The sequence below is a fragment of the Alkalimonas cellulosilytica genome (assembly GCF_036325985.1).
In the GTDB taxonomy this organism is placed as follows: Bacteria; Pseudomonadota; Gammaproteobacteria; order Enterobacterales; family Alteromonadaceae; genus Alkalimonas; species Alkalimonas cellulosilytica.
Genome location: NZ_JAUHLI010000013.1, coordinates 103,183 through 119,044, shown reverse-complemented (window position 1 = coordinate 119,044; position 15,862 = coordinate 103,183). Strand labels below are relative to the sequence as shown.

Genomic DNA, 15,862 nt, shown 5'->3' with positions numbered 1-15,862 from the left:
TTTTATTGGAATCAATTGGTTATTCCTGAAAGAGAGTCTCGATATTAAGCCCCTGGTGGGTGACGATTTCTTTTAACCGCCGCAAGGCTTCCACCTGAATTTGCCGCACCCGCTCGCGGGTTAAACCAATTTCGTGGCCAACATCTTCCAGCGTGGATGGCTCGTATCCCAGCAAACCAAAACGACGGGCTAAGACTTCACGCTGTTTCGGGTTCAGTTCATCCAGCCATTGCACCAGGTGTTGTTTGATGTCCTGATCTTGCAGTTCCATCTCAGGCCCCAGCTCTTTGTCATCAGCAATCACATCCAGCAACTGTTTATCCGACGAGCCTGCTGCTAACCCATCGACCGAGGTGATGCGCTCGTTTAGTTTAAGCATCTTGCTGACTTCTTCCACCGGCTTATCCAGCGCCGTAGCGATTTCTTCAGCAGTAGGCTCATGATCCAGCTTTTGCGACAGTTCACGGGCCGCTCGCAGGTAAATATTGAGTTCTTTGACTACGTGGATGGGCAAACGGATGGTGCGGGTCTGATTCATAATGGCCCGCTCTATGGTTTGGCGGATCCACCAGGTCGCATAGGTCGAAAAGCGGAAACCGCGCTCTGGGTCAAACTTTTCCACCGCACGGATCAGGCCAAGGTTGCCTTCTTCAATCAGGTCGAGCAGCGCCAGGCCCCGGTTGATGTAACGACGGGCAATTTTCACCACCAGCCGTAAATTACTTTCAATCATACGTTTACGGGCAGCTTCATCGCCCTTGAGCGCTAATCGCGAGAAATAGACCTCTTCCTCGGCTGTTAACAGCGGCGAAAAACCAATTTCGCCAAGGTACATTTGGGTTGCATCTAAAGCACGGTAACTGTCATCGCGTGCAAAGATTTCATCAGTATCGGTGTCATTGTCTTCGGTAAGAGCGGCAGCATCTGGCTCATCCGTATCATCCATCAAAGACAAATCGTCGTTTATATCCTCATTGCTGCTTTCATCACGATCATGTATTGCCTTGGATCCCATATCCTTCTCCCACATCTACAGGGTACATTTGGTACAGCCAAACCGGCTCCTGGTTGCTGACCGTCAATGCGTCCTTCAGGACGTCTATTGTTATGATGTTGCTTTCCTGTGTTACTTTGGCAAAAACTGAAGTGGGTCTACCGATTGCCCACGGAAACGGATTTCAAAGTGCAATTGCGTTCGACTAGCCTCAGTACTGCCCATATCGGCAATGTGTTGTCCAGCCTCCACCCGTTGTTGCTCCCGAACCAGCAAGCGACTGTTGTGAGCATAAGCACTTAGATAATCATCGTTGTGTTTAATGATGATTAAATTGCCATAGCCCCGCAGTGCATTGCCAGCATAAACCACCTGCCCCGCTGCAGCTGCATTGATACGCTGCCCTTCATTGCCAGCGATCTTAATGCCCTTGCTGCCATGCTCCTGATGCGAGAAACGCGCCAGCAGGGTGCCTCTGGTCGGCCACTGCCATTGCAATCGACCTGATGCTGAGGTATTGTGCTCGGTTTTTTCCGGGTTTTGTGCTGATCTATTATGAACATAACCCGTTTGTGGGCTAGGTGCAACCGATTTTGCCGGCGGGCTTGGATTGGTCTGAGCTCTTGGTGTAGCAGGCGCAGGCGTGGCTGGCCGGGTAGTCACCGGAGCCGGTTGCGGGGCTCTGGTAGCCGGTGTTGCAGCCGTAGTTGTGCGCGCAGCCGGAGCAGCTCCCGTCATGCGCAGCTGCTGACCTGGATGAATAATATAAGGGGCTGTAATTTGATTACGACTGGCCAGCTCGCGAAAATCCTGACCAGCCCGAAAAGCAATGGAGTAAAGAGTGTCGCCCCGCTGTACCTGATAGGTATCGGTGGTGATGCTGCCCCGCGATGCCTGAGCTGATTGCATCGGTAAACTGGCAACCGGTGCCGGTGCCGAACGTTTGGCGCACCCACTCAGCAGCGTACTGAGCATACCCACCACCAGTAAACCACAAAAACCCGGCAACAAAGCGGGGTAATTTTTGCGTCTGACTGGGGCACTCGGTGCACTCATCGCCGCCTCATTAGTTGCTTACATCATCACGACTATCTTGGCGGCGCTCCAGGCGCAGCATGCTCTGCATCAACAGAACCCCCACGAAAGCCATTAGCAGCGCCCATCCCAGCTGCAAGGATCCGTGGTGTTCGGCATAGCTGGCAAGGCTAACCGGCTCACCGGCAAGCTGCCAGGGCCAGACCCGGTACATGGCGCCAATCACCACACCGATTAACAGGGCTAAGGTAGCATCATGGTACCGTGCCAGTAAACACGACAACAAGCGTGAAAAGCTGAGTAACCCCACCGCACAGCCACTGGCAAAGAGCAGCAATGGAACCAGTTGCAACTCAGTCACTGCCAGCAATACCGGGGCATACATGCCAAGTAACAACAGAATAAAGCTGCCTGAGATCCCAGGTAAAATCATCGCGCAAATAGCAATGGCACCGGCAACAAAGTACATCCAAAGCTCAGGCTCAAGCTCCACCGCTTGCAAACGTCCAATGGCCAAAGCAAGCACCACGCCTGTCAGCAGCAAAGCCAGGCGCCATCGGTTCCAGTGCAGTTTCAGGCACAAATGCGGTAAAGCAGACAGGATCAAACCGAAGAATAACGCCCAAAGCAGCACCGGCTGGTGCGCCAACATCCAGCTAACACCATTGGCCAGCATAAAGACACTGAGTAAAATACCACCAAACAAACACAGTAAAAAAGTACCATCCATGTGTCGCCAGGCTGCCGCAAACCGGCCTTGCACTACCATAGCAACGGCATGGTGATCCACCGAGCGTATCGCCTTGATCAGTCGCTCATAAATCCCCAGCAGCAAGGCCAAAGTGCCACCGGAAACCCCAGGCACAATATCGGCCGCTCCCATCAGCAATCCTTTACACCACACCATCAAATACGACATCACCATACCCTGTGATTCAAGTTTTTCAGGCCAGTTCACCTGGCACCAAGGGGACAAAGCGCACGGCTTCAACGCTTTCTTCAACAAAGTCATCGCCTTGCTGGGTAATGACGCGCAGCATTTGCTCGTCGGTCCCAACCGGAATGACCAAGCGGCCGCCCTCACTAAGTTGCTGCAACAAAGCCTGCGGCACTGCACTGGGTGCTGCCGTCACCAGAATGCAATCAAAAGGCGCCTTACTGAGCCAGCCCTGCCAGCCATCGCCATGCTTCATCGAGACGTTGTGCAAGTCGAGCTGTTGCAGGCGGCGCTTGGCCTGAAACTGCAAACTTTTAATGCGCTCAACGCTGTAGACCCGGTCAAACAGCTGGGCCAGTACCGCAGTCTGATAACCAGAGCCGGTACCGATCTCCAATACATGCTGGTGCTTACCACCCGCCAACAAAAGCTCTGTCATTCGGGCAACAATGTACGGCTGTGAAATGGTTTGACCATGGCCAATGGGCAAAGCGGTATTTTCATAGGCTTTGTGCGCCAGCACCGTTTCTACAAACAAGTGACGTGGTGTATTGGCAATGGCAGTGATTACCTGTGGATTACGAATGCCTTCACTTTGAAGTTTTTGCGCCAGCACACTGGCACTGCGTTGGGTTGCTACGGCCATTTACAACTGAATTCCTTCTAGCCACTGACTAAGTTGTTCCATGCTCTTGTAAGCAGACATATCGACATGAATCGGGGTAATAGAGGCATAGCCATTGGCAATGGCATAAAAGTCGGTGCCGGGGCCGGCATCAAGTTCCGGCCCTAAAGAACCATACCAATAGATATCGCGCCCCCAGGGATCACGTGCCTTGGTCATGGTTTCTGCTTTATGGCGGCGCCCCAACCGGGTAATTTGCAACCCTTTCAGCTGCTGCACCGGGATAGAGGGTACATTGATATTTAAGATCTGATCAGCAGGCAGCGGGTGCGACTTTAGTTTTTTGATCACCTGCACCGTGACATAAGCGGCCGTTTCGAAGTACTCGTCATCATGCCCTGCTAACGACACCGCAATGGCGGGCAGGCCCAAGTGCCGGCCTTCAGTCGCCGCTGCCACCGTGCCTGAGTAAATCACATCGTCACCCATATTGGCGCCGTGATTGATGCCTGCCACTACCAGATCCGGTGTAAAGTCCAGCAACTGACTAATCGCCAGATGCACGCAATCCGTTGGAGTGCCACTGACGGCAGTAAAGCCATTGTCCAGTTGCTGCGTTCGCAGTGGATTGAGCAACGTCAGGGAATTACTGGCACCACTGCAGTTGCGATCCGGCCCAACCGTTGTGACATCAGCAATTTGCGATAACGCTTGCTGGAGCACCTGAATGCCTTTGGCATAAACGCCATCATCATTACTTAACAAAATGCGCATTAGTCTTCTCCATACTGCTTACTGGCGCCAGCATCGGTGTACTGCACCAATTCTCGCAGCACACTGGTGGCAAAACAACCCGTTGGCAGAGCAAATTGCAGTAAAATTGTATCGTCTTGTTGCACCGCACTCAGTTGCTGGGGGACCAACCGGATAGAGCGACGCTCTGCCTTTACACGAAAATCAATCAGCCCCTGCACCAGGCTATCATGCCCGGCCAACCAGCTGGCTTCAAGCCGGGCCGCTTCCTGCTGTGGCTGGGATTTCTCCGCAGCAGCCAGACCGCACAAAGCAGCCGTTGGATGAAGATCCCCTTGCTCTAACCGTTGCTGCAATGCATCCAGCGCCTCATCGGCACGGAAAATCGAGCCTGAGCCATCCAGTTGCACGATATCGCCTGGCAACAGAGTATTGAAATATCCGGCTACAATGCGCGCTGAGATTTGCTGGTTAAATAAGAAAGAACGTGCGGCTGACAGAACCAGACCGCGTAACTGCCGATCAGCAATGCCCTGACCGGCAAACAGCGCTTTGGCTTTGACCAGGTTACCGCCATCAATGCCAAAACGTTGTTCACCGTAGTAATTCGGCACGCCCTGTTGTACCAGAGGTAAACGCTTTAGCACCGTAGCGGCATCATCAAGCTGACGTAAACGGATCTGAAAGTGATTGCGTTTCAAAGCGCCGAGGCGCAGTTTCCGGTGGTGGCGCTGCACCTGCAAAATCCGGTAGCCTTCCCCCTGCCAGTCCTGCCAGGGCACATCGGCTTTGATTGGCCAGGGCAGGCAAAACCACTGCCGGGTAATGGCATGACGATCTTTGCGACCAGCAAAGCTGATATCCCGGTTTTTAAGGCCGGTTCGCACTGCCAGTTGTCTGGCAACATATTGGGTATTCTGGCCAGTTTTCTCAATTTGCAGCAGCAAATGTTCGCCAGCACCGCTGGGGCTAAAGTTAAGCTCTTCATCCACCACAAAATCAGCAGGCTGGCTGCGGATCACTGCCTTGGCCTCTGGCTGACCATACAACCATGCTTGTTCAGTTTCGGCCATCAGCCAGCCACCAGCAACACCACAGCCTCAGCTGCAATCCCCTCTTTACGGCCCACAAAACCCAATCGCTCGGTAGTGGTCGCTTTCAAATTGACCTGACCAAGCTCTGCCTGCAGATCCGCCGCGATGACAGCCCTCATGGCGGCAATATGCGGCGCAATTTTGGGGGCCTGCGCCATAATGGTGATATCAAGGTTGCCCAGCTTCCAGCCATGCTGTTGCATGGTGGCCACCACCTGACGCAGCAGCAACCGGCTGTCGATATTGGCATAAGCAGCATCGGTATCGGGGAAGTGATGACCAATATCGCCAAGCGCCAGCGCCCCTAAAATAGCATCGGTCAAGGCATGCAATACCACATCGCCGTCCGAGTGAGCCAGTAATCCTTGCGGATAGTCCACTTTTACGCCGGCCAGAGTTACCGGGCCTTCGCCACCAAAAGCATGGACATCAAAACCATGGCCTATGCGAATCGCTGTCACTGTTGAGTCTCCAGATAAAAGGCAGCCAAAGCAAGATCCTCTGGCCGGGTTACTTTGATATTGTCGCTGCGCCCCTCAACCAATAACACTGGCTGGCCCGCCCACTCCATAGCAGACGCTTCGTCGGTTACCGCCACACCGTCAGCTAAAGCTGCGCATAATGCCTGTTTTAGCAGCAACAGAGGAAACAATTGAGGGGTCAGGGCATGCCAGAGCCGGTCACGATCAACCGTCTGCTCAATGTGTGGGCCGCCACGTTTCATGGTATCACGCACCGGAGCGGCCAAAATTCCGCCGCAACCGGCTTGCTGACAACGGTCCATCAAGCGTTTCAGATCGGCAGAGTGTAGCAATGGCCTGGCGGCATCATGCACCAGCACCCAGTCAAACTGATCAGGATCTAAGGCTTCAAGCGCAGCCAGTACAGAGTCTGCCCGCTCAGAGCCACCGACTACAGTGCGCACCGTAGCATCAGCGGCCAAACTGGTACTGGCAAAATAAGAGTCTTCTGCGCCAAGCGCAATCACCAGAGGCAAGCTGGGGTTAAACTGACGTAGTGCTGCAGCACTGTGTTCCAGAATGGTGTGGTTATGTAACCGAAGATATTGCTTGGGTACCTCACTTTGCATCCGACTACCCACTCCTGCCGCCGGAATCACTGCTGCTAATCGGTTCAGAGTGAGCGCAGTCATTAGCGCTCCGGCTGCAATGGTAAGGTAATGCCCTGACGCTGATCGTGCAAACTCGGGCTATCGGTCACTATGCGAAAAAAGATTTCATCGTCACGGATCATACCAAGCTCGTTACGGGCCCGCTCTTCAATCGCCTCCAGACCAAGCCGTAAATCATCCACATCCGCCAGCAACAGACGATTCCGCTTGGCCAGCTCTTCATTAGCTAATGCCTGCTGCTCCAACTGTTGCGTGAGCTGCAGGTAGTCACTGACACTGTGCTGCCCAAACCACAAACGGTATTGCAGCAACAGCAACAGGATCAATAAGGCGATTGTCAGTAACCGCATGCCACCGGCTCAGAGTTCATCATAGGGTTATTATGAAGCTTTCGATGCAGTGTGGGAAGGCCTAACTCGTTGCAAGTGGAGCTTGCAGGATAGGTTTGGCAAAGTTTTTCCAGTTCAGGTCAGTGGTAAGCAACAGCTCACGCAAACTCAGAGCCCGGGGCGAGCTGCGTTTTTGGTTGCTCCATTGATGGCCACAGCAGCACGCTGTCATCACCACTTTCACTGGCTGCAGCAAAAATTTATCGGTATTGGCACTGCTGAGCGGTGTGCCGGCAAAAGCAAACCAACCTTGCTGGTTGCAATGCAGCCGCTGGCCGGCTTTGTCTACTTCATCAATGGTATCGAGTAAAATACGCTCTACTCCAAGCTGCTCCTGATACACTGGGACCAGCAGACCAGGCTTAGCGTATTTCTCAAAGAAACGGGCAATTTGATCTGGCCGCTGCCGATTCAACGGGCAAGTGGCAGCCTGACTGGCAAACCAGGACGCATTTTGACTATCCAGCAACAACGGAGATTGCACCTTAAGGATACGCTGCGCCGCTTTACGGATGTAAAATGGCAAACTGGCCAGTTGCCTTGGTAACTCGGCTGCTCTACTTGCTGGCCACTGGGACAGACGCAGCAGTTCGCGCTCGTACAATGCATTGCAGAGTTCAGTGTAGGTTTGGTTCTGGCCAGATACCTGCCAGAAATGTGGCTGATCAGTTGAGTCTTTCATGCTGATCTGATGGTAACGGAGCCATGCTGGCTTGCACAAGCAAAAAACAATCGCATTTCACAACATTACTTAATCTGAAAACTCTGCACAATGGCTTCCAACTCACCACTCTTGCGCATCAGTTCCAACCTTGCTTGCAGCTGCTCCACCAGCTCAGCAGATACATCCGGATGCAACGCCAAAAAATTGCCCGCAATGCCTTCCAGCGCTATGGCTGCCTCAACCACCTCCATCGTCTGCTGATAATCCGCCAACCAGACCGGCATCACCAGTTCCGAAGACACCATTAAGTCGACCCGTCCTTGCAAGAATAATGGAGTGGCTGCCGACTTGGACTCAAAATCCAGCAGATGTTGGCCATACTGAAAACCTTTTCGTAAAAAGTATTCCTCAAACACATCGCCCCGGGCTACTGCAACCATATACCCCTTGGCGTCCTCGACCTGCTGCAGCTGGATGTCGGAGCGACTTTTTAACCGGTATAAATAAGGGGTGGTGTAAGCCAAAGGACCAACCCATTGAAACAAAGCTTCGCGATCTTTGCTGCGGGAGGTCGAATACAGTCCGGCCCGTGGGTTGGCTAGCGCTTGCTCAAAGGCCCGACGCCAGGGATACAGCTCAAAGCGGCAACGAATAGCCACCTGCTCACAAAGACGTCGTACAATCTCAGTGTTGGTTCCGGTAATGACTCCGTCTTGTTCGTAACTAAAGGGCGGAAAGTGCTCGGTATAAAGCACCAACTCATCGCTAGCCTTAGAAAAATTAGAGTAACTCATTATCAGAGCGGAAATGAGCAAGGCGTATATTGATTTCAAATAAAGTGTCTCGATAAAAAATATCCTCATTCTAAAGCTTAGAATGAAATAACAACAAATCAAATTGATTAAAAACCAGAGCCCGGCTGCTGCAGAAACTCCAGCTCTTCATTGGTAGAGGTTCGCCCTACTAAGGCATTGCGGTGCGGATAACGCCCGAAACGCTCGATAATATCGCGGTGTTTGATTTCAAATTGCAGGTTCTCTTCCAACCCTTCCTGGTCATACAACCGCATCGCCACATCGTGAATAGCCAGCGATTCACTGTGCATAAAAGGCATGTACAGAAAGCTTTGCTCGGTGGGGGTTAGCTCCTGATCAAGGCCCAGATGAATGGCTTCCTGCGCCAGACCCAGTGCCAACGGATCGCAGGCGAAAGCCTGCGGAGTATCCCGGTAAATATTACGGGAAAACTGATCAAGCACAATGATTTCAGCCAGGCGGCCTCGCGGCTCTTGTCGCCATGGATAAAGCTCACAGCAAGCTGCCATCTGATGTAACTTGCCAAACACATCGCGGATTTGCTGATCCAGCTCCGGATCTTTGACAAACCACTGTTCTTTATTCAGCTCTTCAAACCAAAAGGTAAGTACCGTATTGAGCATAGTTTTCATCAACAGACCTTCATCCAGAGTGGGAGTATTTCCATACTAGGATGTTATGACACCTGCTGCAAGGTCCTGGTTTTGCGTCAAATACCGCAGATGCCCCAAAAACGTCCGGGCAACCGGCCCCAGAGTATCGGCATCGTTAAAGTTCAGATAAAAGGTCATGCTGCGGCTGCTGCCTCTGGGTAAGGGCAGTACCTGTAACAGCCCCGTATCCAGATAGGGTTGCACCGCATGACGGGGTAACCAGGCAAAGCCCAGTTGCTTTAGTAGCAGTTCGATGGAGGTGCCGACGTGACTAACGGTCCAGCGCTGCTCCGAGCCCAACCAGCCATGCTCTTTGTCACGGGCCTTGCCAGAGTCGCGCAATACAATTTGCCGGCAATCCTTTAAATCTTCCAAGGTTAATCCGCGCTGCAACTGATGCAGTGGGTGCTTTGAGCCAGCAACAGCCACAAACTCCACCTGACAAATATCTTCACTGAGATTGTCGGCCAGGGTAAAAGGCGCCACGGCTATTTCCGCTTTGCCCTGCGCCAGCAGTTCATTGGCTCCAGCCAGTATGGTTTCCATCAGTTCAATGCGGATCAGCGGGTACTCGTGCGATACCGCTGACAGGGTCTGATACAGGATGTCTCGTGGAAAAGCTTCGTCCACGGCAATACTCAGTGTCGACTCCACACCCGCCTGCAGGTTCAGTGCTACCTGCTCCATGCGTTCAGCTTCGGTGAGTAAGAAATTAATGCGCCGCAGTAATTGCTCACCGGCAGCTGTTAACTGTGTCTTCCGCCCCTCCACCTGAAACAGCGATACACCGAGCACATCTTCTAACTTATGCACTGCATGGTGAATGCTGGACTGGCTTTTAAACACTGCTTCAGCGGCCTGATGAAAACCACCATGCTCGGCCACCGCTTTAAACATCCGCCACTGCTCTAAGGTTGAACGTGCCATCGCAGACTCCCGGTTGATTAAAAGCGAACAACCCGGACAGAGCCGGGTTGATTCAGTTGTACATTTAGTGGCTGCGGCTTAACGCAGCATCCACTGAAGCTTTGCCGGCACCACTGAATAACAAGGAAATACTGGCTGCCAGCAAGGCCAAACCAAATTCGTAACCATTGTTGCTCATAAAGAGGCCGTGTTCAAAGTGCACCGCAAATATTGCCACCAGCATGGTCACCGCCAGCACGGCGGCAGCAGGCCGGGTTAGCACGCCAATGACCAGCGCGATGCCGCCAAAGAACTCTGCAGAACCAGCTAAAAATGCCATCAGCACACCCGGTGCCAGGCCAATACTTTCCATCCAGCCACCGGTGCCCGCCAAACCATAGCCGCCAAACCAACCGAATAGCTTCTGGGCACCATGGGCCGCAAAGATAATGCCGATAGGTACTCTAAGTGCCAAAGCGCCCCAGCCTGCTTTGGTTGCTGCCAATTTTTTCAGTAATGCCATTGCTTTGTTCATCATCTATTCCTCTGTCAGTTTGTTGGATGTCGACCTGCTCAGGCAAAGATCCCCGTTGTCGATGAGAACAGTGTAGAAGAGCTAAATGAATTATAAAATTGGATGATTAGAATCAACATGCTCGATTTTTCAGAACGAAAAGGCCGACATCAATCTTCCATAATGCGGGCATAGCGTTCAACCAGAAAATCAATCAGTGCCCGAATGGCTGGTAACATGCCGCGCCGGGACGGAAACACCAAATGAATCACTTCACGCCGCGGCTCCCATTCTGGCAACAGCTGCAGCAAGCGCTTTTCGGCCAGCTCCTGCTGCAGCATCAACAAAGGTAATTGCACCACCCCAACTCCTGACAGCGCTGCAGTTTTCAACGCCAGCATATCGGTGGTGGTGTAGCGCGGCTGAAAAGGCAGCTTTAAGTTATGGCCATCCTGATGCTGCAACTGCCATTGATGCTGCTCATACGCACTGGCCCGGCTTAAGCTGGGCCAGTGCAACAAGTCTTCAGGCTGCTCTGGCAAACCACCCTGCTGCGCCACCAACGCTGGGCTTGCAACCAGGCACTGGCCACGGTCAGAGAGGACGCGCAGCACCAGATCGCTGCTTTCCAGCGGCAAAGGCCGGGCCCGTAGTGCCAAATCCACGCCTTCAGCCAACACATCTACCCGACGGTTGGTGGCCTCCAGATGCACAGTGATTTTCGGGTACAACAGCATAAAGTCTGCCAACATCTCCGCCACATGAAAGTGCAACAACCCGACCGGGCAGGTCAGACGAATGCTGCCGCAAGGCTCGGCCCGGGCTTGTTCAATCGCTTGCTGGGCTGCATCGGCTTCTACCAACATGGCACGGCAATGCTCCAGATAATGCTGGCCAACATCGGTCACCTGAAAGTGGCGGCTGGAGCGCTGAATCAAGCGTACTTGCAGTCGGTCCTCCAACAGCGCAATACGGCGACTTAACTTTGATTTGGCAATACCCAGCGCGCGGCTGGCTGGGGCAAAACCACCATGGTCGACCACCTGCACAAAGTAATAGAGATCATTTAAGTCTTGCATAGGATTCCTTGCTATCGTTCTGAAAATGGAACGCTGCATCACAGTTTAGCAGTCTACCGCGTCGTTGTTGCTGCATCTAGACTTTAAAGCCAACTCGAACCGGTTGCACTCCCGCACCGGTGACTTGCTAAGGAGCGAACCATGAGCAAACCCTATGTACGTCTGGACAAAAACAACGCCGCTGTGCTGCTGGTCGATCATCAAACCGGCTTACTGTCGCTGGTGCGGGATATTGACCCGGACAAATTCAAAAACAATGTACTGGCGCTGGCCGATCTGGCCGCTTATTTCAAGCTGCCGACCATTTTAACCACCAGCTTTGAAGAGGGTCCGAATGGCCCGCTGGTGCCAGAGCTGAAAGAGATCTTTCCAACCGCTCCGTTTATTGCCCGCCCAGGCCAAATCAATGCCTGGGATAATGAAGAGTTCGTTGCGGCCATTAAAGCCACCGGCAAAAAGCAACTGATCATCGCCGGTGTCGTCACTGAAGTCTGTGTTGCCTTCCCGACCTTGTCTGCACTGGCGGAAGGCTTTGATGTCTTCGTGGTCACCGACGCCTCCGGCACCTTTAATGAGCTGACGCGCGCCTCGGCCTGGCAGCGGATGTCCGATGCCGGTGCTCAGTTGATGACCTGGTTTGGCGTGGCCTGTGAGCTGCACCGTGACTGGCGCAACGATGTGGAAGGTCTGGGCCAGCTGTTCTCCAACCATATTCCGGATTACCGCAACCTGATCAACAGCTATACCACCTTAACCTCAGGTAAGTAATCAGTCACAGGATAGCCCAGCATGCTGTGCTGGGCTTCTTGCAGGAGCCAAGTATGTCGTCACCCCAGCAACCTCAGACTGGTGCTTCCATCCTGATCCATCATCAGATCGATCCCAATCAGCAGGCCCGCTATGAATCCTGGCTGGCCACCATTATCGAGGTTGCCGCTGGATTTCCCGGCCATCAGGGCGTGACCATCTTAAAGCCAAATCAAGGGCTACAGCGCTATGAGATTGCCGTACGTTTTGCCAGCGAGGCCGATGCCAAGCACTGGCTGGCATCTGATGAGCGTCAGCAGTTGATAGGCAAAGTTGCATCTTTGTTGCAGCTGCCGGAAAACGTGCAGATATCCAGCGGCATCGATCACTGGTTTCAGCCACTTAATAGCCCAGCGCCACATCCGGTACGCTGGAAGCAATGGCTGCTCACCACACTAGTGATTTGCCTGCTGACCATGCTGATCCCACCGCTGCTGCAGTTGCTGTTCGATGCCATGCCGCTACTTGGGCTTTGGGGCATCCGTCACTTACTCAGTGCTGGCATTATTGTGGGACTGATGGTTTACCTGGTGATGCCACGGCTGGTGCCTTTATTGGCTGGCTGGTTGTTTAAACCCTGAACCTCCCATCGAGGCAATTGACTCTATAATTCGATAGTAACGAACGATTGATTCATTTTTATCCGATATATTCTGTCAGCCAAGCCAGCTAAAGTAGTAAGGTGTAAAACACTATTGGAACACCTTATGTTTGAAGTCATCCGAAGCCATGAGCGGGGCCGGGCCAGTTTTGGCTGGCTGAAAAGCCGCCATACCTTTTCCTTTGGCCACTATTACAACCCAAAGCAGATGGGTTTCTCCAAACTGCGGGTGATTAATGACGACAGAGTGGCAGCTGGTGCCGGCTTTGATACCCATGGTCATCGCAATATGGAAATCATCAGTTATGTGCTGCAAGGCGCCATAGCCCATAAAGACTCGGCCGGCAATGAAGAAGTGCTGCCAGCCGGCGAGTTCCAATTGATGAGCGCTGGCCGGGGGATTTACCACAGTGAATACAACGCTAGCCGGGCGGATGAGCTGGCTTTTTTACAGATTTGGATCGAGCCCAATCAGTTCGATGGTGCTCCTGGCTATCAGCAAAAACACTTTGGCGATCAACCGGGCCTGACCCCAGTGATCACGCCGGATGGCCGCGATGGTACCTTACAAATCAGGCAAGATGCCAGCGTGTCGCAGTTACGGCTGAGTGAGCAGCAGCAACTGCAGCTGCCAATGCAACCCAATCGGGCCTATTACCTGCATCTGATCGCCGGTGAGCTCAGCCTGGCTGACGAGCAACTCCAGCCAGGTGATGGTATCAAGCTGGTGGATCAGTCAGCAACACCCGCCATCGCCAGCTCTGGGCTGGTGCATGCCTTGTGGTTTGATTTGCCAGGCCTTAGCACCTAAATTTAAGCAACGCTGTGCACAAAGCCCAGCAAGTGAGGATGGTATGAGTACAACAGACAAACAGCCGGAGTCCGATTGCAGCATACGGCACGGCTGCGCCGCTATCGAGCTGATTATCGACCCAAAGCCAAAAGATCTGGGTGGATTCTCTGTCCGGCGCAGTCTGCCGGTGCGTGAACGGCGCAGCATCGGCCCCTGGATTTTTTTTGATGAAATGGGCGTGGCCGAATTTGCCGCTGGCAGCGGCATCAATGTCCGGCCCCACCCGCATGTGAATCTGGCAACCGTGACCTATCTGTTTGAAGGTGAGATTTTGCACCGCGATTCGCTGGGCAGTTATCAGCCGATCACCCCGGGTGATATCAACCTGATGGTGGCAGGCAAAGGCATCGTGCACTCCGAGCGTGAGCGCCCGGAAGTGACCGCCCGCGATCACCGGTTGCATGGCCTGCAGCTGTGGATGGCACTGCCTGAAGCGGATGAAGAAATTGAACCGGCTTTTTACCATTACCCGGCTAGCAGTATCCCAGGCACTATGGTCGATGACGTACCGGTGCGGGTGCTGATTGGCAAAGCCTATGGCCTGACGTCACCGGTCAAAACTTTCTACCAAACTCTGTACCTTGAGGCAGAGTTAGAGCCAGGCCAGAGCCTGACGCTGCCAAACAGCCCGGAGCGTGGTCTCTACCTTGCCAGTGGCCAATTGCAGCTGCAAGATAGCCCAGTGACAGCCCACCAACTGGTAGTACTTGGCGATGCCGAAGGCGTGCAGATCACAGCGACAAAGCCCAGTCGTATTGCCCTGATTGGTGGTGAAGCCATTGGCAAGCGCTACATGGAGTGGAATTTTGTCTCCAGCCGCAAAGAGCGGCTTGAGCAGGCTAAGCAAGACTGGCAACAGGGCCGCTTCCCCAAAGTACCGGGCGATGAAGCGGAATGGATCCCATTCCCAACCTAATTGGACACATCATGCGCATCGCAGTGATCGGCGGCGGTATCAATGGGTTATGCACTGCCTGGGAGCTGGCAAAAGCGGGTCATCAGGTGCAGTTGTTCGAGCGCGATGCCCTGATGCAGGCTACCAGCCGGGCGTCCTCCAAGCTGTTGCACGGCGGCCTGCGTTACCTTGAGCAAGGCGAGTTTCGCCTGGTGCGTGAAGCCTTGCAGGAGCGGCGCTGGTGGCTGAATAAAACCAGCCAGCTGACCCGGCGCATTCCACTGCTGTACCCGCTGTACCGCCAGGGCAGACGTCCACGCTGGCAATTGAAAATCGGCCTGGTGCTGTATGATTTCTTTGCCGGCCGCAAAGGCATTGGACGTCATCGCTGGCTGACTGCCGCGCAAACCCTGCGCTGCTCACCACAGCTGGCAGCCGAAGGCTTGCAAGGCGCTTATTTGTTTTTTGATGGCCAGATGGATGACTATCAGCTAGGGCTTTGGGTTGCGGCCAAATGTCGCAAGGCCGGGGTCACTATTTTTGAGCACCAACCAGTACTGAAACTGGCCGCTCACGGCGAACTGCTGCTAAGTACCGGCTGGCAAACCTTTGATCGCATCATCAATGTCGCAGGACCATGGAGCGAAGCCTTGTTGCAGCAATCCGGGCTGCCTGTACAGCAGTCACTCGATCTGGTACGTGGCAGTCATCTGCTGCTGCCAAGCCTGGGCCGCTACGGCCATATGCTGGAAGTCCCGGGTAGTCGTCGCATCGTCTTTGCCCTGCCTTACCAGCACCAATGTTTGCTTGGTACTACCGAAGTCCGGCAGCAGCTGCACGAGCCAATTGCCTGCTCCGAAGCCGAACGGGATGAGTTGCTGATGGCGTACAACCGGTACTTTCAGCCCCAGGTACAGCCTGCCGATATTCTTGGCAGCTTTGCTGGTGTGCGGCCCTTATTAAAAAGCAGTAGCGACAGCAGCCGAGCCAGCCGGGAATACAGCCTGCATTGGCAACAGCAGCTGTTAACGGTCAGCGGTGGTAAATGGACCACAGCACGGGCACTGGCCAGGCAAGTAGTGCAACAAGTTCAGCACTCAGCAAAATAACAGCAGC

General features: G+C 53.5%; 20 protein-coding genes. 5 read left to right on the top strand and 15 right to left on the bottom strand.

What is annotated here, in order from left to right; translation table 11 throughout:
- Window positions 1–19: 19 nt before the first annotated feature.
- The 15 genes from rpoS to QWY20_RS13705 all read right to left on the bottom strand — a co-directional run bounded on the left by rpoS (window position 20) and on the right by QWY20_RS13705 (window position 11,590).
- Window positions 20–1,015, bottom strand: a complete 996-nt coding sequence (rpoS, locus tag QWY20_RS13775; protein ID WP_330129587.1) for an RNA polymerase sigma factor RpoS — start codon at window positions 1,013–1,015, stop codon at window positions 20–22.
- Between the two features lie 111 nt (window positions 1,016–1,126).
- On the bottom strand, window positions 1,127–2,050 hold the full coding sequence (locus tag QWY20_RS13770) for a peptidoglycan DD-metalloendopeptidase family protein (RefSeq protein WP_330129586.1): 924 nt from the start codon (window positions 2,048–2,050) through the stop codon (window positions 1,127–1,129).
- 10 nt (window positions 2,051–2,060) lie between these two features.
- The gene (locus tag QWY20_RS13765; RefSeq protein ID WP_330129585.1) at window positions 2,061–2,948 is read right to left on the bottom strand and encodes a DUF368 domain-containing protein; all 888 of its coding nucleotides are present in this window, start codon (window positions 2,946–2,948) and stop codon (window positions 2,061–2,063) included.
- A gap of 25 nt (window positions 2,949–2,973) precedes the next feature.
- Entirely contained in the window at window positions 2,974–3,612 is a 639-nt protein-coding gene (locus tag QWY20_RS13760) for a protein-L-isoaspartate(D-aspartate) O-methyltransferase (RefSeq protein ID WP_330129584.1), read from the bottom strand.
- Complete coding sequence (gene surE / locus QWY20_RS13755; protein ID WP_330129583.1) at window positions 3,613–4,365, bottom strand: 5'/3'-nucleotidase SurE; 753 nt, start codon at window positions 4,363–4,365, stop codon at window positions 3,613–3,615.
- Window positions 4,365–5,417 (bottom strand): tRNA pseudouridine(13) synthase TruD, encoded by a 1,053-nt coding sequence (gene truD / locus QWY20_RS13750; protein ID WP_330129582.1) that lies wholly within the window; start codon window positions 5,415–5,417, stop codon window positions 4,365–4,367. The genes surE and truD overlap by 1 nt, the downstream gene beginning before the upstream one ends.
- Window positions 5,417–5,899, bottom strand: coding sequence for a 2-C-methyl-D-erythritol 2,4-cyclodiphosphate synthase (gene ispF / locus QWY20_RS13745; RefSeq protein WP_330129581.1), 483 nt, complete (start codon window positions 5,897–5,899; stop codon window positions 5,417–5,419). Before ispF ends, truD begins: the two co-directional genes overlap by 1 nt.
- Entirely contained in the window at window positions 5,896–6,591 is a 696-nt protein-coding gene (gene ispD / locus QWY20_RS13740; RefSeq protein ID WP_330129580.1) for a 2-C-methyl-D-erythritol 4-phosphate cytidylyltransferase, read from the bottom strand. The genes ispF and ispD overlap by 4 nt, the downstream gene beginning before the upstream one ends.
- Window positions 6,591–6,920, bottom strand: coding sequence for a cell division protein FtsB (gene ftsB / locus QWY20_RS13735; protein WP_330129579.1), 330 nt, complete (start codon window positions 6,918–6,920; stop codon window positions 6,591–6,593). Before ftsB ends, ispD begins: the two co-directional genes overlap by 1 nt.
- Window positions 6,921–6,981: 61 nt before the next feature.
- Window positions 6,982–7,641 carry a hypothetical protein gene (locus QWY20_RS13730; protein ID WP_330129578.1) on the bottom strand — a complete coding sequence of 220 codons (660 nt, stop codon included), beginning with the start codon at window positions 7,639–7,641 and terminating at the stop codon, window positions 6,982–6,984.
- A gap of 65 nt (window positions 7,642–7,706) precedes the next feature.
- Window positions 7,707–8,417, bottom strand: coding sequence for a substrate-binding periplasmic protein (locus QWY20_RS13725; RefSeq protein WP_330129577.1), 711 nt, complete (start codon window positions 8,415–8,417; stop codon window positions 7,707–7,709).
- A 107-nt stretch (window positions 8,418–8,524) separates the two neighbouring features.
- Window positions 8,525–9,061, bottom strand: a complete 537-nt coding sequence (locus QWY20_RS13720; protein ID WP_330129605.1) for a DUF924 family protein — start codon at window positions 9,059–9,061, stop codon at window positions 8,525–8,527.
- Between the two features lie 45 nt (window positions 9,062–9,106).
- Window positions 9,107–10,018: a LysR family transcriptional regulator gene (locus QWY20_RS13715; RefSeq protein ID WP_330129576.1), complete on the bottom strand. Its 912-nt coding sequence runs from the start codon at window positions 10,016–10,018 to the stop codon at window positions 9,107–9,109.
- A 64-nt stretch (window positions 10,019–10,082) separates the two neighbouring features.
- Window positions 10,083–10,532, bottom strand: coding sequence for a DoxX family protein (locus tag QWY20_RS13710; protein WP_330129604.1), 450 nt, complete (start codon window positions 10,530–10,532; stop codon window positions 10,083–10,085).
- Between the two features lie 149 nt (window positions 10,533–10,681).
- Entirely contained in the window at window positions 10,682–11,590 is a 909-nt protein-coding gene (locus QWY20_RS13705; protein WP_330129575.1) for a LysR family transcriptional regulator, read from the bottom strand.
- Between the two features lie 141 nt (window positions 11,591–11,731).
- Between QWY20_RS13705 and ycaC the strand changes: the two genes are divergently transcribed.
- The 5 genes from ycaC (at window position 11,732) to QWY20_RS13680 (ending at window position 15,855) form a co-directional block, all read left to right on the top strand.
- Window positions 11,732–12,358 (top strand): isochorismate family cysteine hydrolase YcaC, encoded by a 627-nt coding sequence (gene ycaC / locus QWY20_RS13700; protein WP_330129574.1) that lies wholly within the window; start codon window positions 11,732–11,734, stop codon window positions 12,356–12,358.
- Window positions 12,359–12,411: 53 nt separating this feature from the next.
- Window positions 12,412–12,978 (top strand): antibiotic biosynthesis monooxygenase, encoded by a 567-nt coding sequence (locus QWY20_RS13695; RefSeq protein WP_330129573.1) that lies wholly within the window; start codon window positions 12,412–12,414, stop codon window positions 12,976–12,978.
- Window positions 12,979–13,104: 126 nt separating this feature from the next.
- The gene (locus tag QWY20_RS13690) at window positions 13,105–13,809 is read left to right on the top strand and encodes a pirin family protein (RefSeq protein ID WP_330129572.1); all 705 of its coding nucleotides are present in this window, start codon (window positions 13,105–13,107) and stop codon (window positions 13,807–13,809) included.
- 43 nt (window positions 13,810–13,852) lie between these two features.
- Window positions 13,853–14,767, top strand: coding sequence for a pirin family protein (locus QWY20_RS13685; RefSeq protein WP_330129571.1), 915 nt, complete (start codon window positions 13,853–13,855; stop codon window positions 14,765–14,767).
- A gap of 11 nt (window positions 14,768–14,778) precedes the next feature.
- Window positions 14,779–15,855, top strand: a complete 1,077-nt coding sequence (locus QWY20_RS13680; protein WP_330129570.1) for a glycerol-3-phosphate dehydrogenase/oxidase — start codon at window positions 14,779–14,781, stop codon at window positions 15,853–15,855.
- Window positions 15,856–15,862: the final 7 nt, after the last annotated feature.